This is a genomic window from Aquirufa antheringensis, from assembly GCF_023921165.1.
Lineage (GTDB): Bacteria > Bacteroidota > Bacteroidia > Cytophagales > Spirosomataceae > Aquirufa > Aquirufa antheringensis.
In genome coordinates, this window is record NZ_CP049835.1 from 2,191,617 (window position 1) to 2,216,030 (window position 24,414).

The window sequence follows — 24,414 nt, forward strand, 5'->3', positions numbered from 1 at the left end:
TGGATATAATTAAAACTTATAGATGAAGTGCATTCCTAAAGTCGTTTGTGATTTTTGCTCTTTGTCATCACCGTCTACGAATTGAGCTGTTTTGTATGAATCAGTACGTAATTCTGGTTTGATCAATAAGTGTCCTTCTGCCGCCGTGAATGTAGCTGTTAAAGTGAAAGAGCTTACATCTGTGCCGGAGCCGTCTGCTGCGCGTAAAGCACGAGCGCCTGATGTGTTATCGAATACTTCGTAACGACCGCCTACACTAAATTTGTCTGTGAAAGCATAGTTAGAGTAAAGGGCAACACCACCCCATGTTTTGCTATCTCCTACGTTACCGCCACCTTGGAAATCACCTGTTTGTGATCCGTATGCTGCGTTTAATCCTAATAGGTATTTAGGTGTGATTTGATAAGATGTAGTTAAGTCTAACAAGTTATAGCTACCTGAATCATCTTTTCCTGTAGATAAAGGAGCTGATTCGTTTGAGCTGATACCATTTACATATACATTCCAACCTGCTGCTGGAGAAGTGAATACTTGGTAGATAAATCCTTTAGACGCGTTGTTGTCATTTAAATTATCCACATTGTTGACCAATCCAACCATGGCAGAAAATTTGTCAGAGAATGCGTAATTCGCTTTAGCACCAATATGATAGAACGGTCCATTATTGAAGAGGTTAGAAAGTGAATAGTTGTAGTTAATGGGAGCGTCAATTACTTCGTATCCAATGTGTGTACCAAATTGTCCTACCGTTAATGTTAATTTGTCGCTTGCTTTCCAGTTAAAATAAGCTTGTTTGATGGCCAAAGCTGTACTTGCTTTTCCTGCGCCCAAGGGTCCAATGACATTTCCATATTGACCAAGGTCTGCATTAGGTCCAAAAGTTAAATCCACCACCACATCAGCTGATTTCGTTGCATACCCAAATTTCGTCTGAACAAGTCCTAACGAAAATTGATTTGATTTCTGGTCGAAAGCTCTTTCGTATCCAGAGGCACCTAGGTTACTTCTGCTAGAGGGGCTATTGAAATTCAACATATAGTATGAATCAATGTAGCCTGAAAAAGTGAACTTCGGAGCTTCCGCTTCTTTTTCTTGGGAAAATCCACAAAATGCTGTTGCGGCAAAAAGGGCTGTTAGGATCGTTTTTTTCATGTGGGTTATTGTTTAAGAGTAAATAATGCTTGATTACGATTCAAAGATGGAGCCTTAAATTGTACTTTCCAAATATTAACAACAAATTTTTAACCTATTTTTCGACTTTTTGCAAAAAAATAGAGAAAAGTGGTTAAAAATAAAACCTAAAATTTAAGATTTTGCAAAAATGGAAATAAAATAGGGTAAAAACCGAACTCGCCGATTTGCTTCTTGGAAAAATATAAAACGAGATTGCTTGGGCTTTAGAATACTTGATTGTCTTTTTTCTAGATTATAGATAATAGAGTATAGAGCATAGATGTGTATTTATGTTTAGAGAATTCAGAAAACAAAAAAAAGAGCTCATCTTTCGATGAACTCTTTTCATATTATATATAATATCTCGACTCTCTACTCTATTATCTCTACTCTAAATTTTAAGCAAAGCTTAAAATTTATTCCGCATGCAACCACGCCTTCTTAGCTAATAAAGTCTCGTTATCTTCTTCGTGATCCGGATCCGGTACGCAGCAATCTACTGGGCAAACCGCAGCACATTGTGGTTCCTCGTGGAAACCAGTACATTCTGTACATTTATCAGGAACGATATAATAGAATTCTTCGGAGACAGGCTCAACAGGTGTTTTAGCATCCATTGATGAACCATCTTCTAGTTCAATTGCTGTTAAAGCAGTACCGCCGGCCCAAGTCCATTCTACACCACCTTCATAAATAGCTGTATTAGGGCATTCTGGTTCACAGGCCCCACAGTTAATACATTCGTCTGTTATGATAATTGCCATACCAAAGTTTTTATTTGATTGTGCAATTTACGAACATAAATTTGAATAGTATATAATTTATATGGACTAATGGAAAATTTTTCGACCTTTGTAGGGTAAAATTCCTATAATTATGCCAAAGGCTTCCTTTTTGCAGCTTATTTCTTTCTTGAAAGCTTTTTTTACCGATGAATCGAATCGAGAAAAAATAGAACTATTTATAGATAGATCTGTGAATGAGAATCCTTGGTTTTCGGAAACCTTGGTTCGCCACGCGATGCAGTCGATTGAAGAGCAATTCTTTTCGTTGCAAGCCTGGGAGGAATTTTATGCAAAACATCCTGTTCAAGCAGCTGAATCGAAGAATGTAGGGATCGTTTTGGCGGGTAATTTACCTGCTGTGGGTTTGCACGATGTGTTAATGGTCCTAGCTTCAGGACATCAAGCCTCTTTGAAACTGAGTTCGCAAGACAAGGCCTTGATGCAACTTTATGTGCTGGCGATGCAGTCGTTTGATACAGCGGTGCCAGTGAGCATTATTGAGCGGTTACAAGGATTGGATGCGGTCATTGCGACTGGAAGTGATTTCTCAGGAGGTTATTTTGCGCATTATTTCTCCACGATTCCGCATATTATTCGGAAGAACCGTAGTTCTTTAGCCGTTTTAAAGGGGAATGAGACTCAGGAAGATTTCAAGGGTTTAGCGCAGGACATTTTTACCTATTATGGTTTAGGCTGCAGAAATGTTTCGACGATAGCCGTTCCGGTGTCGTATGATTTGACACCTTTATTCGATGAGTTGACGAAAGAAACGTGGGTTTTAGATCATTCAAAGTACTCTAATAACTTTCAATACCACCGGACTTTGTTCTTGTTAAATCAGATTCCTCATTTTGATTTGGGAAATCTGTTAGTGACCGAGAATGATGATTTGGTTTCCCCCGTGGGCGTTTTATATGTACAACGTTATTCTGATGATGCTTCTTTGCTAACCTGGATTCAGGAGCGCGAGGAAAAAATTCAGTGTAAGGTAGGTTTAGAGATTGGTTTTGGCCAAAGTCAACACCCAGCCCTCGATGATTTCGCTGATGGAATCGATACTTATGATTTCTTGATTAACCTTTCATAGGCTTTAAATAGCCCCCACGCCCCTATTCCGCCCACTAAAGCTCCTACGATTACATCGAGCGGATAATGTGCGCCTAAATAGATTCTGCTATAAGATATAATGGATGCCCACAGAATCAGGGCTACGCCAGCGAACTTATTCTTGGACAATAAATAAAAGCCGATAGCAATCGCAAAGGAATTGGCAGCATGCGAAGAACAAAAACCAAATTGCCCACCACAGCCTGCCGGCAAATGAATCCACGATTGAAATGACTCGACGTGACAGGGTCTTAGACGTTTGAAAAGTGGTTTCAGTAGACTGGAGCTGAATTGATCGGCGAAAACCACGGTGGAAACTAAATAGATTATAGATTTCCAGCATTCCGTTTTATATTGCTTATATAGAAAGTATATCAGTATTCCATAGAGTGGAATCCACGTCAATTTACCTGAAATGATTTCCATCGGTCCGTCTAACCAAGGCTGGTGAGCCTCGTTAATCAGCTGAAATAAATGGGTATCCCAGGATGGAAACATAGTTTAGAATTTAAATTCAGCGCGAATGCGAGCGATGGTGGCTTCGGCGATCGGTTGAACTTTCTTTTCGCCGATGGCTAATTTCTCTTCAATAATTTCCGGGTGTGCGATGAAATAGTCGAATTTTTCTCTCGCCTCTTTGAAATATCCTAACATCAATTCGTGTAAGGCCTGTTTTGCATGACCATACCCATAACCACCCGCTTCGTAATTCGCGCGCATTTCTGCCACTTGAGCTGGGGAAGCCATTAATTGATAGAGTTTGAACGTAATATCGTTATCTGGATTTTTAGGTTCTTCTAATGGAGTGGTGTCTGTGACAATCTTTTTGATCTGCTTCAATAAATCCTTTTCAGGCAAGAAGATATCAATGTAATTGTTCAAGGACTTGCTCATCTTAGCGCCATCTAGGCCAGGAATGGTCATCACCTCTTCGTTAATACGTGCTTCTGGTAAGACGAAAATAGCTTTGTTATAACGCTTGTTAACGGAATTCGCGATGTCGCGGGTCATTTCGATGTGCTGTCTTTGGTCCTTACCTACTGGGATAATTTGTGCATCATATAATACGATATCTGCCGCCTGTAAAACGGGATAGGTAAATAATCCGGCATTCACATCCGATAACTTATCTGATTTATCCTTGAAACTATGTGCATTCGCCAGCATGGGAAAAGGCGTAAAGCAATTCAGATACCACATTAATTCGGTATGGTAAGCGGCTAATTTAGACTGGCGGTAGAAGTAATTTTTCTCCGTATCAAAACCAAAAGCCAGCCAAGCTGCCGCAATCGACAAGGTGTTGCTTCGAATACTTTCCCCGTCCTTCAAGGAAGTTAAGGTGTGTAAGTCTGCAATAAATAAAAAAGAATCATTGCCGGGTTGCTTTGAAAGTTCAACCGCTGGCATAATGGCACCTAAAATATTACCCAAATGGGGCTTTCCTGAGGCCTGAATGCCCGTTAAGATCCGCATAGCTTGTCTAAATAATTTATGCAAAAATCAATAAAATAGACCATAACTCCAAGCAATTTGTACTTGGGCATTCGAGCTAAATTCGCTAAATTCGTTTTTGTAAATTCACCCCCTATTTGATGTCCCTCTCTCCTAGCCTGTTGGCCTTTTTGCGTGAGCTCCGTGTGAACAACACGCGCGAATGGTTTGCGGAAAACAAAGCCGTATATGAGCAAGTGAAAAAAGGATTTGACGCCTGGACGACAGAGTTGATTACAGAGTTTGCGGATTTTGAGAATATGGATGGCGTTTTGCTGAAGCATTGCTCCTACCGAATTTACCGGGATGTCCGCTTCTCTAAGAACAAGGCTCCTTATAAAACGTGGTTTTCGGCCAGTTTTTCAGAAGGTGGTCGAAAGTCTGGTTTGATGGACTATTATGTACATATTGAACCTAATGGTGCGTCCTTTTTAGGTGGAGGTATGTATTCCCCTACGTCGGAACAATTAGCGGCATTTCGTCAAGAAGTCGATTATAATGCGGCTGGATTGCGTAAAATCATTCAGGATCCTACGTTTGTTTCTGTTTTTGGTGAGGAAGTGGGTGAAAGTTTGGTACGAATACCTAAGGGATTTGATGCTGATCATCTAGACGCTGAATTGTTAAAGAAGAAACAATTGTTTTTTTGGAAAAAATACACGGATAAAGAGCTTTGCTCTCCGGGTTTTACTAAACAATTGATTTCGGATGCTAAGGTATTAAAGCCCTTTTTGGACTTCTTGAATGCCGTATTTTTTGAAAAAGAACCTTTTATAAAAGAATAAACCCCTATGCAATTTTCGCATTTGCACAACCATTCCCAGTTTTCCCTCTTAGATGGTGCGTCTAAGATTTCGTCTATGTTCAAAAAGGCGAAAGCAGATAATATGCCCGCTGTCGCGATTACGGATCACGGGAATATGTTTGGGGTATTTCAGTTTGTGGCTGAAGCCGGAAAGCAAGGGGTGAAACCGATTGTGGGCTGTGAGTTTTATTTAGTGAATGATCGCCACAAGCAGGTTTTTACGAAAGAGTTAAAGGATAAGCGCTATCACCAATTGTTCTTAGCGAAGAATCCAGAAGGCTACCAGAATTTGGTCAAATTATGTTCTTTAGGCTTCATGGAGGGGATGTATTCCAAATATCCTCGGATTGATAAGGAGCTCGTTTTAAAATACCACAAAGGCCTAATCGCCACGACTTGTTGTTTAGGGGCCTCTGTGCCACAAGCGATTTTGCGCGATGGCGAGGAAGCGGCGGAGAAGGAATTTAAGTGGTGGTTGGATTTGTTTGGCGAAGATTATTACATCGAAGTACAAAATCACTTTATTCCAGAGCAGCAGACGGTGAATGAAGTCTTGTTGCGTTTTGCGAAGAAGTATAATGTGAAGGTGATTGCGTCGAATGATAGCCATTATTTGGACCAAAAAGATGCCAACGCACACGATATTCTATTATGTATTAATACGGGCGAAAAGCAGGCTACTCCTACTTACAAGGATATTGAAGGTGATTTTGATATGAAAGGAAAGCGCTTTGCTTTCTATAATGATCAATTTTACTTCAAGACGACAGAGGAAATGACCAAACTTTGGTCGCATGTACCTGAGGCGATTGATAATACGAATGAGATTGTGGGCAAAGTGGAGACACTGAAACTCACGAAAGACGTGATGTTGCCTAATTTCCAAATCCCGTCTACTTTCTTAAGTCAGGATGATTATTTGGAGCACATCACGATGGAAGGCGCTAAAAAGCGTTACATCGATATTGACCAGGTCGTAGAAGAGCGTTTGCGCTTTGAGTTACATACCATCAGAACGATGGGTTTTGCCGGTTACTTCTTAATTGTAGCCGATTTTATTAGTGCTGGACGTGATTTAGGCGTTTATGTGGGGCCAGGTCGTGGATCAGCGGCGGGTTCAGTGGTGGCTTATTGTTTGGGAATTACAAACATTGACCCCATTAAGTACAATCTCCTTTTTGAGCGTTTCTTGAATCCAGATCGGAAGTCCTTACCCGATATTGATACGGACTTTGATGATGAGGGCCGCCAAAAAGTGATCGACTATGTCGTAGATAAATACGGTAAAAACCAAGTAGCGCACATTGCGACCTATGGTACGATGGCTGCGAAAATGTCTATTAAGGACGTTTCTCGCGTTCTAGACCTCCCCTTGCAGGAATCCAATGCCTTAGCGAAACTGGTTCCGGAGAAACCGAAAATTACACTAGACCGTATTTTTAATGCGGCTTTGACGGGTGATAAGAGTTTAGCCGATAAGGAAGGACTTAATCCGGAAGAATTAGAACAGGTTAAGGAATTGCGTCGCATTAAGGAAGCTGGTGGTTTGCCAGCTACCGTAATCGAAAATGCGCTAATTTTAGAGGGTTCTGTTCGTGGAACAGGTATTCACGCGGCGGGTATCATCATTGCACCTTCTGATTTAACGGATATATTGCCGGTAGCTACTTCGAAAGATGTGAGTCTATTGATTACGCAATACGACGGTTCGGTAATTGAGAATGCGGGGGTAATTAAGATGGACTTTTTGGGCTTAAAAACCCTCTCTATCTTGAAAGAGGCCGTTCGCTTAATCAAGCAGAACCACAATGAGACGATCATCTTGGATGACCTACCTTTGGACGATAAAACAACCTACGAATTATACCAAAGAGCCGAAACGAACGGTACCTTCCAATTTGAATCCCCTGGGATGCAGAAACACTTACGTGATCTTAAGCCCGATCAATTCTCTGATTTAATTGCGATGAACGCCTTGTTCCGTCCCGGTCCGATGGTCTACATTCCGAATTACATTGCCCGTAAACACGGTCGCGAGAAGATTGAATACGATTTACCAGAAATGGAGGAGTATTTGAGCGATACATACGGAATTACGGTCTACCAAGAGCAAGTAATGCTTCTCTCCCAGAAGCTAGCGAATTTTACGAAGGGTGACGCCGACGTACTTCGCAAGGCGATGGGTAAAAAAGACAAAGCCACCATCGATAAGATGAAGGGTAAGTTCATGGAAGGCGGCGCGGCGAATAATCACCCTGTGGACAAGTTGGATAAGATTTGGACGGACTGGGAAGCATTTGCTCAATATGCCTTTAACAAATCCCACTCAACTTGCTATGGTTTAGTAGCTTACCAAACAGGTTACCTGAAAGCAAACTACCCACCTGAGTTTATGGCGGCGGTACTTTCGAACTCTTTAGGTAACATTGAGAAGATCACTTTCTTCATGGATGAGTGCAAGCGGATGGGCTTATCTTTATTAGTTCCGGATGTAAATGAATCCTCTCGCTCGTTTGCGGTGAATAAGAAAGGCCAAATCCGTTTCGGACTAGGTGCGATCAAAGGTGTGGGTGATGCGGCGGTTGATGCAATTGTGGAGGAGCGTCAGAAAAATGGCGAATACAAGGATATTTTTGACTTCGTTTCTCGAATCAATGTACGTCAGGTAAACAAGAAGAGTTTAGAATCGCTTGCACTTGCTGGGGCATTTGATTGTTTTACTGAAGTGGCTCGATCTCATTATTTTGCTATCGATTCACAGGATAATACGAATTTTATTGAGAAAATTGTTCGCTATTCGTCCCGTATGGCAGAATTGAAGGCAGAAGCTACTGCTTCCCTTTTTGGTGAATTAGGAGCTGGAACGGGTAATGACATCGCTCAGCCTAAGATCCCTACTGCTGAACCTTGGTCTGTGATGGAGCAATTGAAGAATGAGAAGGAAGTGGTGGGCGTTTATATTTCTGGTCATCCTTTGGACGAATACAAAACAGAGATCGCTAATTTCTGTAATTCGAATACGGGTCAATTAGAATTACGTCCGAATGTAGCACAGACTTTTGCCGGTATCGTTACCAAAGTAAACGTTAGAACCTCTGCGAATGGAAATCAGTTTATGATTTTTACGATTGAGGATTATGCAGGTAATTATGAGTTCGCCTTGTTCTCGAAGGATTATATCCAGTTTGAACGTTTCATTGCACAAGACCGTTTATTGTTCATAAATGGCTCGTATCAATTGAAGAATCGCCATATGGACCAAATGGTCTTCAAGATTCAATCCATCGAATTGTTGTCAGAAATCTTATCCGATCGAACAAAAGAGATCAAATTGCGTTTAGACTTAAATCGGTTGACTCCTGCTTTATTGGATTTATTGCAGGAAACGTTAGAGCGAAATAAAGGTGATAAGAAGTTGACCTTAGAGGTGTATGATGAGCACGAGAAAATCGGGATGGACTTTTTATCGCGTAAAATGCAGGTTTGCATTGGTAAAGGCTTGATTTCTGAGCTTAAAGAGCTTGAAAATGTGGGCTTTAAGTTAATTTCGTAAAAATTTTAATCCGGGAACTAATTGTTCTGCCGGTTTTGTTTTAATTTTGAATTTTATAAAATATATCAAACAATGGGAAAATACGTAGAGGCAACAGATGCTAATTTTCAAGAGTTAATCGGCACTGATACACCAGTTTTAGTAGATTTTTGGGCAGAGTGGTGTGGCCCATGTAAAATGATCGGACCAATCGTGGAAGAATTAGCGGGAGATGTAGAAGGTCAAGCGATTGTAGCGAAAATGAATGTAGATCAAAATTCAGCAGTACCTGCTTCTTTAGGTATTCGCTCTATCCCTACTTTGATGGTATTCAAAAAGGGTGAAATGGTAGAACGTTTAGTAGGAGGAAATATCCCTAAGTCGGTTTTAGCTGAAACTTTATTAAAGCACGCTTAATTATTTAAGCGAATACACTTTATTCATAGCCTGTAACAAGATGTTGCAGGCTATTTTTATTTCCTCTTCTGTAATGGTCAAAGGCGGCGCAATGCGTAGTGAATTATCACAAAATAAGAACCAATCGGTTATTAGGCCATTCAGAATACATTCGTCTATCACGGCTTTCACGGTCTTAAAGTCCTGCATCTCCACCGCTAGCATAAATCCAATTCCCCGCACTTCGTGAATAATCGGATGTTGTAAAAGGCTTTTGAATTGATTGCTTTTAGCAGGTATTTGAGCCATTAACTGTTCATCCATGATATAGCGGAGGGTAGCTAAGGATGCCGCGCACGAAACGGGATGTCCTCCAAAAGTGGTGATATGGCCTAATACGGGTTCGAAACTCAAGGTTTTCATCACTTCCTCATTGGCTAAAAAGGCCCCTATCGGCATTCCTCCGCCCATTCCTTTAGCCGTGAGAAGTATATCTGGAACGATATTCATGGGCTGGAAAGCCCAGAATGTACCCGTTCTCCCAAAACCCGATTGGATTTCATCTACTATCAATAAGGTTCCGGTTTTGTCGCATCGCTTGCGTAGAGCTTGAAAATAGGCTGTGGGTGCCGTTTTAATACCAGCCTCCCCTGCTACGATCTCAATCACTACCGCAGCTGTTTTCTCGGTTATTTTAGTGAGATTAGCAATGCAACCATGGTGAATATGGCTGATACCGGGCAATAAGGGACGAAAGGCATTTTTGAAGTTTTCATCACCCGCGATGGACAAAGCTCCTTGACTTGCACCATGGTAAGCGTTAAAACAAGAGATGAATTCCGTTCTGCCTGTATAGCGTTTGGCTAATTTCATGGCTCCTTCTACAGCCTCAGTTCCCGAATTTGTGAAATAGACTTGATTTAAGTACTCAGAGCCCGTGGATTTAACTAATGCCTCGGCGAGTTGCACTTGTGGGCTTTGAATATATTCTCCATAGACCATTAAATGCATATAGGCATCTACCTGGTCTTTAATGGCTTTAACGACGGCAGGGTTTCGATGCCCCACATTCGACACGGCAATTCCAGAGATTAAATCCATATAAGATTTCCCCTGGGTATCGTACATATATACGCCTTCCGCTTTGGTTATTTCTAATGCCAAAGGTGCGTCCGAGGTGGGCGCCATAAATTTCTGGAAGAGTTGTCGATGCGTATAACCCATAGCGCACAAAATTACGTTAATTCTTGTTAACTGCTCGCCGTTCGTCAAAATATTCAATTGAATTAGCGCCATTCGTTTACTTTTGCCTTATGAAATTATTTTTACTCCTTCTTAGTACTTGCATAGGCCTTCAGGCACAGACACTTAGCGGAACTATTCGTTCGAATAAGGGCGAATTGATGCCATTTTCAACGATTTGGGTGAGTGACTTGAATAAGGGGACTTTAGCGAATGAGGAGGGTAAATACGCCATTCAATTACCTAAGGGAGAGCACGAGGTGGTTTTTCGCTTTTTAGGACATACACCCAAAGTGCATCAAGTTTCGATTGCGGGAGATGTTTCACTCGATGTGGTACTTTCAGAAGAAGCCATCACACTTCAAGATGTCAATGTAGGAGGTTTAAAAGAGGATCCTGCCATTGGCATGATGCGGCGGATGATCTCCATGGCTCCTTTTCACTTAAAAGAGATTGATCGATACACGGCCAAAGGCTATGTCAAAGGAGCAGGTAAAATTACTTCTATTTCTAAGGTCATGAATGCCCTTGTAGGTAAGAAGATGGAAAAGGAAGCAGGTATAAAAGTGGGTTCCACCTATGTATTAGAAGGAATTAATCAGATTACTTACACTCGACCCAATAAGATTGATGAGAAAGTTTTGTCGAATCGGAACAACCTTCCCGCTGTTTTGAAAAACTCCGGGGCACCTAATTTACGAATCACGCAAACGAATTTTTATCAACCTAAGGTTTGGGGCTCTCTGGTATCCCCTATTTCCCCATCCGCATTCTCCTTCTATAAATTCGCTTATTTAGGTAGTTTTCAGTTGAATGGCCAAACGGTTTCCAAGATTCAAGTCAAGCCTAAATCAACCTCAGATGATTTGTTTGAGGGTACTCTCTCCATAGTAGAAGATACTTGGAGTATTTATTCTTTCAGTTTAGCTTTCCGTAATTCCCAGGGTTATTACACGTTTCAGCAGCAGAATGCACTGTTTCAAGGTGTTTGGATGCCCGTTAATTATGATGTGAATGTGAATTTTGATGCGATGGGTTTTGGAGCCATATTTCGCTACATCACACAGGTGAAAGAATATTCGATTAAAGTGAATCCGGCTTTTGTGGTTAAGCCTACTATCATCGAGGAACGCCTACATAAGGATTGGGCCAAAGAAATCAATAAAGAAAAAATAGCCTCCCCTAAGCTGGCTTTGGGAAAAGAATTGACGCGTAAAAAGCTGAAGAAGGTGCTGAAAGAAATGGATAAGGAAGAGAAAAAGGAAGAGTTTAGTTCAGATTATACCATTACTGTTGATTCATCCGCCTCTATTAAAAAGGAGGAATACTGGGAGGCGGAACGTCAAGTTCCATTGACAGATGCTGAAGCGAAAGGCTATAAAGAGGCTGATAGCTTATCTGTACAAGACGAAAAGAAACGCTTAAAGGACTCGGTGAATGCATTGCCAAGATTTCGTTATGGGGATATTTGGGGAGGTCGTGTATATAATTACGGTCAAAAAGGCTTAGGGGCTAGATTAACGCTCAGTGGTTTTCAGCCGGGTTATACGGCTGTAGATGGATATTCAGTAGGCAGAGGTTTGCATTACCGACATACCTATCGCTTGGCGGATTATTGGGGGACAGGATTCGATGTTCGCTATGCTTTCTCTCGAAAAGCGTGGAACGGGATGGCCTATGTGGAGCGAAATTGGGATGAGAATCGCCAAAGAATGCAATTAGCCGGTGGTTCTACCATTGAACAAGTTAATTCAACAGAGCCCATTTCTTCCGCTGTTAATCTTTTCTATGCCTTATTCTTGTCACAGAATTATATCAAGTTATACCAAAAAGATTTCATTAAGGCCTCTTATGCACTACAATTGAATGCTAAGTGGAATTTGAATACGGTTTTGGAGTTGCGATCTCGTACAAGTCTGGTGAATCAGGAGGAAAATGGATTGTTTCATAAAGAGCGTCAATTTGAGTCAAATGGACTCCCTTTTGCAACGAGTAAACAAGTGTATGGCTCCATTTTAATCAGATATCAGCCTTTCGCGACATGGAGAAGATACAATGGATCCAGGTGGTTATCGAACGAATCGGGGCCTACTATAACGAGCACCTTTGAGCAAGCACAGGGAGATGATGCCTATAGTAAAGTCTCATTTCAAGTTTCTCAACGAATTCCTTTAGCGAATTGGGGATCGATTAATTACCGTATTTCAGCTGCTCATTTCCTTCATAAGCCATCTATTTTAATCGATTACCAACATTTTAAAGGAAATGAGGTGCTAGTGTCTTCAGGTGAATCGAGTTTTTTAGCCTTACCCTACTATGCCCTTTCGAATCCTGGAGATCATCTAAAAGCATTCATAACTTGGGAACCTAGGAAATTTATCCTCACTCAAAACCCTTTTTTATCGCTTTATGGCCTAAAGGAAAAAGTAGGTTATTCCTATCTTCAGACATCGTTGAATTCTCAAACGATTCAGTACCAAGAGCTTAGTTATGGCTTGACTGGAATAGGGAAAATTTTGGGTTTGGATTTAGTGTATCCGATAGGAACGGTTGTGCCTGAAAAATGGAAAGTGTTGATCCGATTGCCTTTCTAATTGTTTATTTGCACACATTTACCTAAATTGTGCTAAATTTTTTTGGAATAATCTAAATCAACCTTTATGAATCAAATTGTTTACTTAGTTCCTGCTTTTGGTTTAGTAGGATTGCTGTACACAGCGTGGAAGTTTAATTGGGTATCTAAACAGGATGCCGGTAATGAAAAAATGCAAGAGTTGGCTGGTTATATCGCAGATGGTGCGATTGCCTTCTTAAAAGCAGAATGGAAAATTTTAACCTATTTCGCGATTCCCACCGCTATTTTATTAGCTTGGTTAGGATCACAAGAGGGAACACCGGAAAATCCGATTCACTCCTCCCCTTTAATTGCCGTTGCGTTTTTAATTGGAGCAGTTTTCTCTGCTACCGCAGGTTATATCGGTATGATCGTAGCTACAAAGGCGAACGTTCGTACGGCTGAAGCAGCTAGAACTTCTTTAGCGAAAGCCTTGAATGTTTCTTTCACAGGTGGATCCGTGATGGGAATGGGTGTAGCAGGTTTAGCTATCTTAGGTCTAGGCGGTTTATTTATTGCTTTCTATCAAATCTTCGCACAAGGTCAAGCATTGACTTCAGTAGAGATGAAAACGGCGATTGAAGTATTAGCTGGTTTCTCTTTAGGAGCTGAGTCTATCGCTTTATTCGCGCGTGTAGGTGGTGGTATTTATACGAAAGCAGCTGACGTAGGGGCTGACTTAGTAGGTAAAGTAGAAGCAGGTATCCCGGAGGATGATGTGCGTAACCCTGCCACTATCGCAGATAACGTAGGTGATAACGTAGGTGACGTAGCAGGTATGGGAGCCGATTTATTTGGTTCTTATGTAGCGACTATCTTAGCGACGATGGTATTAGGTCAAGAAATTTCGGTAACAGATAATTACGGAGGTTTCTCTCCAGTCTTATTACCGATGTTAATTGCAGGTGTAGGTTTACTAGCTTCGTTAGTTTCGACTTTCTTTGTTCGTATCTCTAGTGAAACTTCATCCGTTCAAAATGCATTGAACGTAGGTAACTACACTTCTATTGCGATTACATTCGTAACGTCTTACTTCTTAGTGAAGAATATCTTACCAGAGTATTTAACACTTCGTGGTACCACTTTCACTTCCATGGATGTGTTTTATGCGATTATCGTTGGTTTAGTGGTAGGTACTTTAATGTCGATCATTACGGAATACTATACGGCTATGGGCAAGCGTCCAGTCGATTCAATCGTTCAAAAATCAGGTACAGGTCATGCGACTAACATCATTGGTGGTTTAGCGGTAGGTATGGAATCAACGGTATTGCCTATTTTAGTATTGGCAGCAGGTATCATCGGTTCTTATCACTTTGCCGGAATTTACGGTGTATCTATCGCTGCTGCAGGTATGATGGCTACAACAGCGATGCAACTAGCAATCGATGCTTTCGGTCCTATCGCGGATAACGCGGGTGGTATTGCAGAGATGTCTCAATTGCCTAGCGAAGTACGTGATCGTACAGATAACTTAGATGCGGTAGGTAATACAACAGCAGCAACGGGTAAAGGTTTTGCTATTGCTTCTGCAGCCTTAACTTCTTTAGCCTTGTTCGCAGCTTTCGTAGGTATCGCAGGTATCAGCCACATCGATATTTATAAAGCAGATGTTTTAGCTGGTTTATTTGTAGGTGGAATGATTCCATTCATCTTCTCTGCTTTGTGTATCTCAGCAGTAGGTAAAGCAGCTATGGAAATGGTGAACGAGGTTCGTCGTCAATTCCGTGAGATTCCAGGTATCATGGAATACAAAGCAAAACCAGAATACGAGAAGTGTGTAGCTATTTCTACAGAAGCTTCTATTCGCCAAATGATCCTTCCAGGTGCGATTGCCTTAATCGTTCCCGTGTTAGTAGGATTTACGATGGGACCAGAAGTTTTAGGTGGTCTATTAGCAGGTGTAACGGTTTCAGGTGTATTGATGGGTATTTTCCAATCGAACGCAGGTGGAGCTTGGGATAACGCTAAGAAATCATTTGAGAAAGGTGTCCTAATCGATGGTCAAACGTATAAGAAAGGTTCAGAGCCACACAAAGCGGCTGTAACGGGTGATACCGTAGGTGATCCATTCAAGGATACGTCAGGTCCATCTATGAACATCTTGATTAAATTGATGTCCATCGTTTCATTAGTGATTGCTCCTTACATTCACGTAGGAGATAACGATCACGCTTCTGCAACGAAGATGGAGAAAGCTCCTATCGTGAAAGCGATGGTGGCGAAGAAATAGTTTCCTATATCTATAGGCATTAAAAAAGCCCCGCATTTGCGGGGCTTTTTCTTTATCTATCAATCTGTGAATCCGTTTGAAATTAAGCGTTGATTTTACCTCTTAATGCTCTTGGGATATCGATTGTTGCTACTGGGTTAGACATTGGATTTAAGATCTCACATCCTTCCACTTGTAGTTTGTTTACTTTGACTGTTTGACCTAAGTCTAAACCAGAAATATCAACTGTTACGAAATCAGGAATGTTTTCTGCTTGACCACGTAAAGTTACCTTACGTAATTTTTGCACCATTTTACCCCCTTTGATAACACCTGGAGAATTTCCAGTTACTTTAATAGGCACAGCAATCTTGATCGCTTTACCTTTTTGGATTTCCAAGAAGTCTACGTGGTAGATCATCTCGTTTACAGGGTGGAACTGTGCATCTTGTAAGATCGCACGGTATTTCGTACCCTCAATGTTTAATTCAACTTCGTATACATCCGCTGAATATAATAATTCACGGAAAAGGATCATTGGAACAGCAAAGTGAACTTGCTCAGAACCACCGTATAATACACAGGGTGCCATTGCTTCGTTACGTAAATCATTTGCGCTCTTCGTACCGAGATTCGCTCTTTTAAACCCTACAATCTCTAATTTTTTCATCTTGTTTTTGTTAATGCTTCTAGTCTTTCGCACATTGGCTATCCCCTAGAAACGGTTGAAATTAATATTTAATAAATAATGAACTGATAGATTCGTGATCACGGATACGACCAATCGCCTTCGCAAAAAGCTCAGCTACTGAAAGTACCTTAATTTTGTCACACGTTTGTTTCTGAGGAATGGTATCTGTCACCAATAACTCTGTCAAAACAGAATTAGAAATGTTTTCATACGCCTTACCTGATAAAACGGGGTGGGTAACAACCGCCCTTACTGAATTTGCTCCTTTATCCATAATTAATTGTGCGGCTTTGCATAAGGTACCACCAGTATCAATTAAGTCATCGACTAGGATTACATCTGCGCCTTTCACGTCTCCAATTAATTGCATGGAAGCAATTTCATTAGCGCGTTTACGGTGCTTATCGCAAATAACCATTTCCGCATTGAAGAATTTGGCCATGTTACGTGTGCGAACAACGCCTCCCACATCGGGTGATGCGAAAAGAATGTTCTCTAAATTTAATGATTTCAAATACGGAACGAAGATGGCATTTCCTTCCAAGTGATCCACTGGGAAGTCCATGAAACCTTGGATTTGACCAGCGTGTAAGTCAATCGTCATTAAACGATCAGCTCCAGCTGCTGTCAATAAATTACCCACTAATTTAGCTCCAATACCTACCCGTGGACGATCCTTCCGATCTTGACGTGAATACCCAAAATACGGAATGACAGCTGTTACATAGTGAGCAGACGCGCGTCTAGCAGCATCAATCATTAATAACAACTCCATTAAATTGTCCGCAGAGGGGAATGTAGACTGAATGATAAACACATCACAACCACGCACTGATTCATCAAAACTAGGTGACATTTCACCATCTGAGAAGCGTAGGTTCGTTACTGCGCCCAAATCTTTTCCATAATACTTCGCAATATCCTTTGCTAAATAATTAGATGCAGAACCAGAAAATATTTTAACTGCGTTAATCGCTGCCATGGGTTTGTTAGGGCTTATTTTAAATAATAAGGGGCAAAATTAAGCAATTTCGCCCCTATTTCAAATTATTTTACGGATGCACGGATGATGTTTAAGGCACCACCAGCTTTAAACCATTCGATTTGTTGCTCATTGTACGTGTGGTTCACAGCAAAACTATCTGTGCTACCATCCGCGTGAACTAATTCGATCGTTAATGATTTTTCAGGAGCAAAGCCTCCTAAACCTACGATGTTGATAGAATCATCCTCTTGGATTTTATCGTAATCAGCCTCGTTTGCAAAAGTTAAGGCTAACATCCCTTGCTTCTTCAAGTTGGTTTCGTGGATACGAGCAAATGACTTCACTAAAACGGCACGAACACCTAAGTGACGTGGTTCCATCGCAGCATGCTCACGAGATGATCCTTCTCCATAGTTTGTATCTCCTACTACAATAGTTCCTACACCAGCTGCTTTGTAAGCACGCTGAGTAGCTGGAACTGGACCATATTCACCTGTTAATGCATTCTTCACGTTGTCCGTCTTCTCATTATAGAAGTTAACCGCTCCGATTAACATGTTATTCGAAATGTTATCTAAGTGACCACGGTATTTCAACCAAGGACCTGCCATCGAGATGTGATCCGTAGTACATTTACCTTTGGCCTTTATTAACAATTTCAACCCTTTCAAGTCAGAACCTTCCCATGCTGCGAATGGATCTAATAATTGTAAACGATCAGACGTAGATGATACTTTCACTTGAACGCCTGAACCATCGGCTGCAGGAGCTTGATAGCCTGCATCTTCCGCAGCGAAACCTAATTTAGGTAATTCGTCTCCCGTAGGTGCGTCTAATTTTACTTGTTCTCCTTTTTCGTTTGTTAACGTATCCGTTAATGGATTGAACGTTAGGTCACCCGCAATCGCTAAAGCAGTGACCATTTCTGGTGAAGCTACGAAAGCAAACGTGTTCGGGTTACCATCTGCACGTTTTGCAAAGTTTCTGTTGAACGAGTGAACAATCGTGTTCTTCTCCCCTTTTTCTGCACCTGGACGAGCCCATTGGCCAATACAAGGTCCACAAGCATTGGAGAATACCGTGGCTCCGATAGAATCAAATGTCGAGATGAAACCATCACGCTCGATCGTGTAACGAACTAATTCAGAACCAGGAGTGATCGTGAATTGTGCTTTCGTCTTCAATCCTTTCGCAGCTACTTGCTTCGCTAAAGAAGCGGCACGCGCGATATCTTCATAAGAAGAGTTAGTACAAGAACCGATTAAACCTACTTCGATTTTTGTAGGCCAGCCGTTTTTCTCTGCCATTTCTTTCATTTTAGAAATAGGCGTAGCTAAATCCGGTGTGAAAGGACCGTTCAAATAAGGTTCTAATGTATCTAAATCGATTTCGATTACTTGATCAAAGTATTTTTCTGGGTTTGCATACACTTCTGGATCTGCTGTTAAATGTTCTTTAACACCATTCGCTAAAGCAGCGACATCTGCACGTCCTGTCGACTCTAAGTAACGCGCCATAGAAGCATCGTAACCGAAAGTAGACGTAGTAGCACCGATCTCAGCACCCATGTTGCAAATCGTTCCTTTACCAGTACATGACATAGAAGTCGCGCCTTCGCCGAAATACTCAACGACTGCACCCGTTCCACCTTTTACGGTCAGGATACCTGCCACTTTTAGGATAACATCTTTAGGAGATGTCCAACCATTTAATTTACCTGTTAACTTAACACCAATTAGTTTAGGGAACTTTAATTCCCAAGCTAAACCTGCCATGACATCGCAAGCATCTGCTCCACCTACACCGATGGCGATCATTCCAAGACCACCCGCGTTAACCGTGTGTGAATCCGTTCCGATCATCATTCCGCCTGGGAAAGCATAATTTTCTAATACTACTTGGTGAATAATACCTGCACCTGGTTTCCAGAAACCGATACCGTATTTGTCAGAAACTGACGATAAGAAGTCATAAACCTCTTTATTTTTATCCACTGCTACTTTTAAATCCGTAGTAGAGGCTACTTTTGCTTCAATTAAGTGATCACAATGCACGGTAGAAGGTACGGCCACTTGTGGACGACCTGCTTGCATGAATTGTAACAAGGCCATTTGAGCAGTTGCATCTTGCATCGCCACACGGTCTGGTGCAAAATCTACATAAGAAGCACCTCTTGCATACGCAGAAGAAGCTGTTCCTTCCCATAAATGGCTATAAAGAATTTTTTCAGTTAACGTAAGCGGTTTACCTGTTAACGCACGAGCCGCAGCAATGCGAGCCGGCATGCGATCGTAAACAGCTTTAATCATTTCAATGTCAAAGGCCATGGTAAAAGTGTTTGGTAAAAAATGTTTACAAAATTAATAGATTAGCTTCAATTTTGCCACTATTTTATGAGAACATTTCCTTTGTTAGGGAATTATTAGGAACTTTGTTTTATTGCTTGATTTAACCTATTTATAATAGGACTATTTGAACATTTTAAGATCCACATCGCTTGAACTATTTGAAAATATTGCTTTTGATTGGATGTTTTTTTCATTTTGATCCAAATGAAAGTCAAGCGCAATCCCTCAGTCCTGCTTCCATACTAGACAGAGCTTTGAGTTCCGCTGAGGAACATGGTAAGTCCATTGGTTCTTTTAAGATGCGTGTTAAGGTGCAAGAAAAGGCACGATTTAATCAGGTTATTGGTATTGCTCGCAAGCGACTAGTCGCTAAAGAAGGGATTCAAATGGGGCAATGGTATGGGAATCAAACCATATCAGAAGTGCAAGTGGGTCATTTGAATCAATTAATCCACGGTATTGAATCTGTTCAGACTTTTCATAAGAAGTATACGAAACCTACGCTTTTTCTTTGGCCTGATTTTTACCAAGATTATGTGGGAACGTCCTGCGTCTCACCTTTGAGTTATCAAGCGAAATCCTATTACCATTTTAATTTTAAAGGAGACACCTTAGTCGAAGGTAAAGCTTGCTATCAATTTCAAGTAGTGCCTAAAATACGTCGCGACCGTTTATTTAAGGGAACATTAACCTTAGATGAAGCGGGTTGGTTGGTGCGATTTGAAGGGGCTGTATTTGCAGATGCAATCGATTATTCTTTTGATTTGCAAAATCAAAACTTTCAAGGAAAATGGATTCCTAAAAAGGGGCAAATTCGACTCTTAGCGGGTTTATTAGGAAGTGATGGCGAATATGTATGGGATCAAGAAACGATAGGGAAACCGTCAGAATGGAAATTTGAAGCTAGCCTATTTGAAGAGCCCAAAAATGCCAAAGAAACATTAAATATCTCTGCCGTTGCTTTTGATGAAACCTATGCAAACCAGTTTTTGACCAATTTACACGGATCCTTATTACGAAAGTGGAAGCAACGTCCCACCTCTAATTTAGTGATGATTGATTCAGTCTATTATAAAACGGCTGAAACAAATATAGGATTGGATCCCGCATTTTTTACAGAAGTTCCGGGAATGAAGAATCGCGAGGTGGTGATTGATAGTTTTAAAGTAACCCCTTTTAATCCATCTCAGTTGATTTTAAGTAAGTCCTTTTATTTTGGGGAATTCAAGCGTGATTATTATCCATTTGAAATCTATTATAAATCGCCGGTTTTTGATTCCAATTTTAATACGGTAGAAGGATTTGTAGCTAATACAGCTTTAGTTTTCAGAAAGCATTGGTCGCGTTACCATATGTTAGAGGCAGAAGTTTTAGGACGGAGAGCTTTTGGCATAAACCGAAACTCGGGTCTAGTTAGATTACGCTATCGAGGTGATTCTTTCGATCTAACCGTGACTAATGGGGATTTTGTGGCGCAGTATAATCCGGAGAATACGATCTCTCCCGAGATGAATTCACTGTCAACGCTGTTGTTGAAGAACAATCAGATGAAGATTTATCGTTCTAAATTCACTTCGCTGAATTTCACTAAACGCTTCTCTGCTCGCTTCTTTTTGAAATCGTTAATCGAATATTCGGAACGTTCACAGATGGATAACACAACGGATTATTATTGGATTAACTTCTTGAATCGCGACTTTAAGCCGAATAATCCGACGAATTCAGAGTATACCCAGGAAGGATTTGCGACCCATCAATCTTTTATTACTCAGTTACAAGTGGGTTTTAGGCCCTTTTTGACTCAAAGTTACCGAGCGAATACGCGTCTGACGGATTGGGGTTCCTCTCCCCTGTTATTAGCGAAATACCGGGCTGGGTGGAAAGACGTGGGTGGATCTTTGACTGATTTTAATCAAGTGGAATTGTCTTATCTACATAATATTGAAGTGAACCCTTGGATTAAGATGGGCTTATTAATTAATGCAGGGACTTTTATTGGAAATAAACCAGCTTATTTTATCGATTTTAAACATTATAATGGTTCGTTAAACTTAATTCAGGCGGGGGAAATGTTAGCTTCGGAGCGTTTAGTCGGTTATTACCAAAACTTTACTTCTGGTACAAATCAGCGATTGAATGTGAATCATTATGCAAATTCCACAGCCGGAGCTTATGTCGAAGCACTGAGCTTCTTTCAATTTTCTAATCTATGGTTAAAGCCTTTATTAGGAATGAAAAAATTGTACGTAAAGGAAGTGTTAATTGCTAACGCTAATTATGTTCAGAATCAGAATTTACTCTATAATGAGGTTGGATATGGTCTTGATGGGGTGTTCAAGATCTTTCGATTAGAGGCGATTGCTAACTTTATCAATGGTCAATTTAGTTACATCGGATTTCGAGTAAATATTAATTCAAGAATTCGCATTGGAAATATTCCAGAATAATTTTTTTTAGCTTTTCGTCAAATTTTGCCTCTTTGTTAAATTTAGAGCCCTTATATTTGAGGTCATTTTAAGAATTTCATTTTTTAACCAGCATAATGGCAAAAAATTTAGTCATCGTTGAGTCTCCAGCGAAAGCGAAGACCATAGAAGGATATTTGGGAAAGGATTTCGTGGTGAAGTCTTCTTTTGGTCACGTACGCGATTTGCCTATTAAAGGAGATAAGGCTATTGATGTGGAGAATGATTTTGCTCCTACTTATGTGGTGTCTGCAGATAAAACCAAAGTCATTTCTGAGTTAAAAAGTCTAGCGAAATCATCTGAGGAGGTCTGGTTAGCGACGGACGACGACCGGGAGGGAGAAGCGATTTCGTGGCATCTAAAAGAAGCATTAGGATTAAAGGATAACGCGAAGCGCATTGTTTTCCGCGAAATTACGAAGCCTGCTATCTTACAAGCCATCACCCAGCCACGTACCATTGATATGGATTTAGTGAATGCACAGCAGGCGCGTCGGATTATGGATCGCTTGATTGGATTCGAATTATCGCCGGTTCTTTGGTCTAAAGTGCAAAAAGGTTTGTCAGCTGGTCGTGTACAATCGGTAGCGGTTCGGTTAATTGTAGAACGCGAGCGTGAAATCGAAAATCACGAGGCGGTGGCCACTTTTAAAGTAGTCGCTCATTTTGATTTACCGGGTAAAAAAGTGTTGAAAGCAGAATTATCGAAGGCTTTTGCCAAAGAAAATGATGCATTAGACTTCTTGAAAAAATGTGTAGGCGCTGCGTTTAGCATCAAAAGCTTAGAAACGAAACCGGCGAAAAAATCTCCTGCACCTCCATTTACAACTTCTACCTTACAACAAGAGGCTTCTCGTAAACTAGGTTTTGCCGTGGCGACTACGATGTCTGTCGCCCAAAAACTCTACGAATCAGGTCGTATTACTTATATGCGAACCGATTCTACGATGTTATCGCAAGAAGCGCGTGATAAGGCGAAAGCGGAAATTGAATCAGCTTATGGCGCTAAATTCCACTACAGTCGTCAATTTAAAACCAAATCAGAAAGTGCGCAAGAGGCTCACGAAGCCATCCGTCCGACGGATTTTGCGAACCACAGTATCACAGGTGATGCACGCGAGAAGCGTTTATATGAATTAATTTGGAAGCGTGCGATTGCGTCGCAAATGGCAGACGCCTTGATTGAGCGTACGACCGCTTTGATCGATATTTCAACCACTCCAGAGCTTCTATCTGCTCAAGGAGAAGTGATTGCTTTTGAAGGTTTCTTGAAGGCCTATTTAGAAGGCAAGGATGACGAGGAAGAGGATGAGAACAAAGATATGTTGCCTCCTTTGAACGTCGGTCAAGTATTAGCATTAGATGAAATGAAGGCGCAAGAGCGTTTCACTCGTGCTGCGCCACGTTATACGGAGGCGAGTTTAGTGAAGGCTTTGGAAGAAAAAGGGATCGGTCGTCCTTCGACTTATGCTCCCACCATTTCCACCATCATTAAGCGTGCGTATGTGGTGAAAGAAGATCGCCCCGGAAGAGAGCGTGAATTCCAAACTTGGGTACTTTCGAACAACGAAATTGCTGGGAATAAGGCAACGGAGACGGTGGGTACGGAAAAAGCGAAATTATTCCCTACACATATCGGAACTTTGGTGACGGATTTCTTAGTCGAAAACTTCGAAAACGTGGTCGATTATACGTTTACTGCGGAGATGGAGGATGAATTTGATAACATCGCTAAAGGTAAATTAGAGTGGACCGTCTTAATGAAGAATTTCTATAAGTCTTTCCACCAAACGATTGAAGATTCTAAATCTATCAACCGCAGTTCTGTGGGTGGTGGACGTGAATTAGGTGTAGATCCGAAAACGGGACGTTTAGTATCGGTTCGTTTGGGAAAATTTGGACCCTTTGTACAGTTAGGAGAATCTTCTGAGGAAGAAAAACCAGTTTTTGCGAATTTAATGAAGACGCAATCGGTGAGTACATTGACTTTTGAAGAAGCTTTGGCCTTATTAGAACGCCCTAAATTGCCTCGCGAAGTGGGTATTCATAACGATATGCCGGTAATTATTGGTGCTGGTAAATTAGGTCCTTATATTAAATACGATGGCAAGTTTACGAGTTTGCCAGATACCCACGATCCCTTCACGATTGAAATGGATCAAGCGATTGCCGTGATTGCACAAGCCTTGAAAGATGCGGAAGCAGGTGGATTAGGGTATTTTGAGGATTCCTTGATTGAGACGGGTAAAGGCCGTTTTGGTCCCTATGTAAAACACAATGGCAAATATTATTCGTTAGCCAAAACGGATAATTTAGCTACCATTGATCAAGCTCGTGCGATTGAATTAATCGAAGCGAAGCGTAAAGTGGAAGCGAATAAGTTTATTAAGGAATTTGCGGAAAATGAAACGGTAAAAGTGGTAAATGGAATGTATGGGCCGTATATCCAAATCGGTAAACGCAATGTAAAGATCCCTAAAGGAACCGAACCAGCAGATTTAACATTGGAGGAGTGTTTAGCGCTTGGCGACGCGGCTCCTGCACCTAAAAAAGCACGTAAAAAATAAG

Annotated in this window: 16 protein-coding genes; 8 read left to right on the forward strand and 8 right to left on the reverse strand. The window is 41.1% G+C overall.

The window, feature by feature from the left end; all coding sequences use genetic code 11:
- Positions 1–9: 9 nt before the first annotated feature.
- Positions 10–1,152, reverse strand: coding sequence for a porin (locus tag G9X63_RS09900; protein WP_130896615.1), 1,143 nt, complete (start codon positions 1,150–1,152; stop codon positions 10–12).
- Positions 1,153–1,589: 437 nt separating this feature from the next.
- The gene (locus G9X63_RS09905; RefSeq protein ID WP_130896616.1) at positions 1,590–1,937 is read right to left on the reverse strand and encodes a 4Fe-4S dicluster domain-containing protein; all 348 of its coding nucleotides are present in this window, start codon (positions 1,935–1,937) and stop codon (positions 1,590–1,592) included.
- Positions 1,938–2,049: 112 nt separating this feature from the next.
- On the opposite strand from G9X63_RS09905, the gene G9X63_RS09910 reads away from it, so the two are divergent.
- Positions 2,050–3,045: an acyl-CoA reductase gene (locus tag G9X63_RS09910; RefSeq protein WP_252622820.1), complete on the forward strand. Its 996-nt coding sequence runs from the start codon at positions 2,050–2,052 to the stop codon at positions 3,043–3,045.
- Here G9X63_RS09910 and G9X63_RS09915 read toward each other — a convergent pair.
- Both G9X63_RS09915 and trpS read right to left on the reverse strand, forming a co-directional pair.
- On the reverse strand, positions 3,018–3,563 hold the full coding sequence (locus tag G9X63_RS09915) for a phosphatase PAP2 family protein (protein WP_252622822.1): 546 nt from the start codon (positions 3,561–3,563) through the stop codon (positions 3,018–3,020). The two genes, G9X63_RS09910 and G9X63_RS09915, sit on opposite strands and share 28 nt — an antisense overlap.
- 3 nt (positions 3,564–3,566) lie before the next feature.
- A complete protein-coding gene (trpS, locus tag G9X63_RS09920) occupies positions 3,567–4,538 on the reverse strand; it encodes a tryptophan--tRNA ligase (RefSeq protein WP_130923403.1) in 972 nt (323 codons plus the stop codon).
- A gap of 119 nt (positions 4,539–4,657) precedes the next feature.
- Here trpS and G9X63_RS09925 point away from each other — a divergent pair, with 119 nt between their 5' ends.
- The 3 genes from G9X63_RS09925 to trxA all read left to right on the forward strand — a co-directional run bounded on the left by G9X63_RS09925 (position 4,658) and on the right by trxA (position 9,310).
- Positions 4,658–5,341 carry a DUF2461 domain-containing protein gene (locus G9X63_RS09925; RefSeq protein WP_252622824.1) on the forward strand — a complete coding sequence of 228 codons (684 nt, stop codon included), beginning with the start codon at positions 4,658–4,660 and terminating at the stop codon, positions 5,339–5,341.
- A 6-nt stretch (positions 5,342–5,347) separates the two neighbouring features.
- On the forward strand, positions 5,348–8,914 hold the full coding sequence (gene dnaE / locus G9X63_RS09930; RefSeq protein ID WP_252622826.1) for a DNA polymerase III subunit alpha: 3,567 nt from the start codon (positions 5,348–5,350) through the stop codon (positions 8,912–8,914).
- Between the two features lie 72 nt (positions 8,915–8,986).
- The gene (trxA, locus tag G9X63_RS09935) at positions 8,987–9,310 is read left to right on the forward strand and encodes a thioredoxin (RefSeq protein ID WP_130896622.1); all 324 of its coding nucleotides are present in this window, start codon (positions 8,987–8,989) and stop codon (positions 9,308–9,310) included.
- On the opposite strand, the gene G9X63_RS09940 is transcribed toward trxA, so the two are convergent.
- Positions 9,311–10,513 carry an aspartate aminotransferase family protein gene (locus tag G9X63_RS09940; RefSeq protein WP_252624876.1) on the reverse strand — a complete coding sequence of 401 codons (1,203 nt, stop codon included), beginning with the start codon at positions 10,511–10,513 and terminating at the stop codon, positions 9,311–9,313.
- Positions 10,514–10,602: 89 nt separating this feature from the next.
- Here G9X63_RS09940 and G9X63_RS09945 point away from each other — a divergent pair, with 89 nt between their 5' ends.
- Both G9X63_RS09945 and G9X63_RS09950 read left to right on the forward strand, forming a co-directional pair.
- A complete protein-coding gene (locus tag G9X63_RS09945; protein ID WP_252622828.1) occupies positions 10,603–13,125 on the forward strand; it encodes a DUF5686 and carboxypeptidase regulatory-like domain-containing protein in 2,523 nt (840 codons plus the stop codon).
- 66 nt (positions 13,126–13,191) lie between these two features.
- The gene (locus G9X63_RS09950) at positions 13,192–15,378 is read left to right on the forward strand and encodes a sodium-translocating pyrophosphatase (RefSeq protein ID WP_130923399.1); all 2,187 of its coding nucleotides are present in this window, start codon (positions 13,192–13,194) and stop codon (positions 15,376–15,378) included.
- An 82-nt stretch (positions 15,379–15,460) separates the two neighbouring features.
- Here G9X63_RS09950 and G9X63_RS09955 read toward each other — a convergent pair whose 3' ends face one another.
- The 3 genes from G9X63_RS09955 to G9X63_RS09965 all read right to left on the reverse strand — a co-directional run bounded on the left by G9X63_RS09955 (position 15,461) and on the right by G9X63_RS09965 (position 19,360).
- Positions 15,461–16,027 (reverse strand): 50S ribosomal protein L25/general stress protein Ctc, encoded by a 567-nt coding sequence (locus G9X63_RS09955; RefSeq protein WP_130896625.1) that lies wholly within the window; start codon positions 16,025–16,027, stop codon positions 15,461–15,463.
- Between the two features lie 61 nt (positions 16,028–16,088).
- Entirely contained in the window at positions 16,089–17,030 is a 942-nt protein-coding gene (locus G9X63_RS09960; RefSeq protein ID WP_130896626.1) for a ribose-phosphate pyrophosphokinase, read from the reverse strand.
- Between the two features lie 65 nt (positions 17,031–17,095).
- A complete protein-coding gene (locus G9X63_RS09965) occupies positions 17,096–19,360 on the reverse strand; it encodes an aconitate hydratase (protein WP_252622830.1) in 2,265 nt (754 codons plus the stop codon).
- A gap of 179 nt (positions 19,361–19,539) precedes the next feature.
- Between G9X63_RS09965 and G9X63_RS09970 the strand changes: the two genes are divergently transcribed.
- Together G9X63_RS09970 and topA are read left to right on the forward strand one after the other, a co-directional pair.
- Positions 19,540–21,828 (forward strand): DUF5686 family protein, encoded by a 2,289-nt coding sequence (locus tag G9X63_RS09970; RefSeq protein WP_252622832.1) that lies wholly within the window; start codon positions 19,540–19,542, stop codon positions 21,826–21,828.
- A gap of 95 nt (positions 21,829–21,923) precedes the next feature.
- The gene (gene topA / locus G9X63_RS09975) at positions 21,924–24,413 is read left to right on the forward strand and encodes a type I DNA topoisomerase (RefSeq protein ID WP_252622834.1); all 2,490 of its coding nucleotides are present in this window, start codon (positions 21,924–21,926) and stop codon (positions 24,411–24,413) included.
- Position 24,414 lies beyond the last annotated feature (1 nt).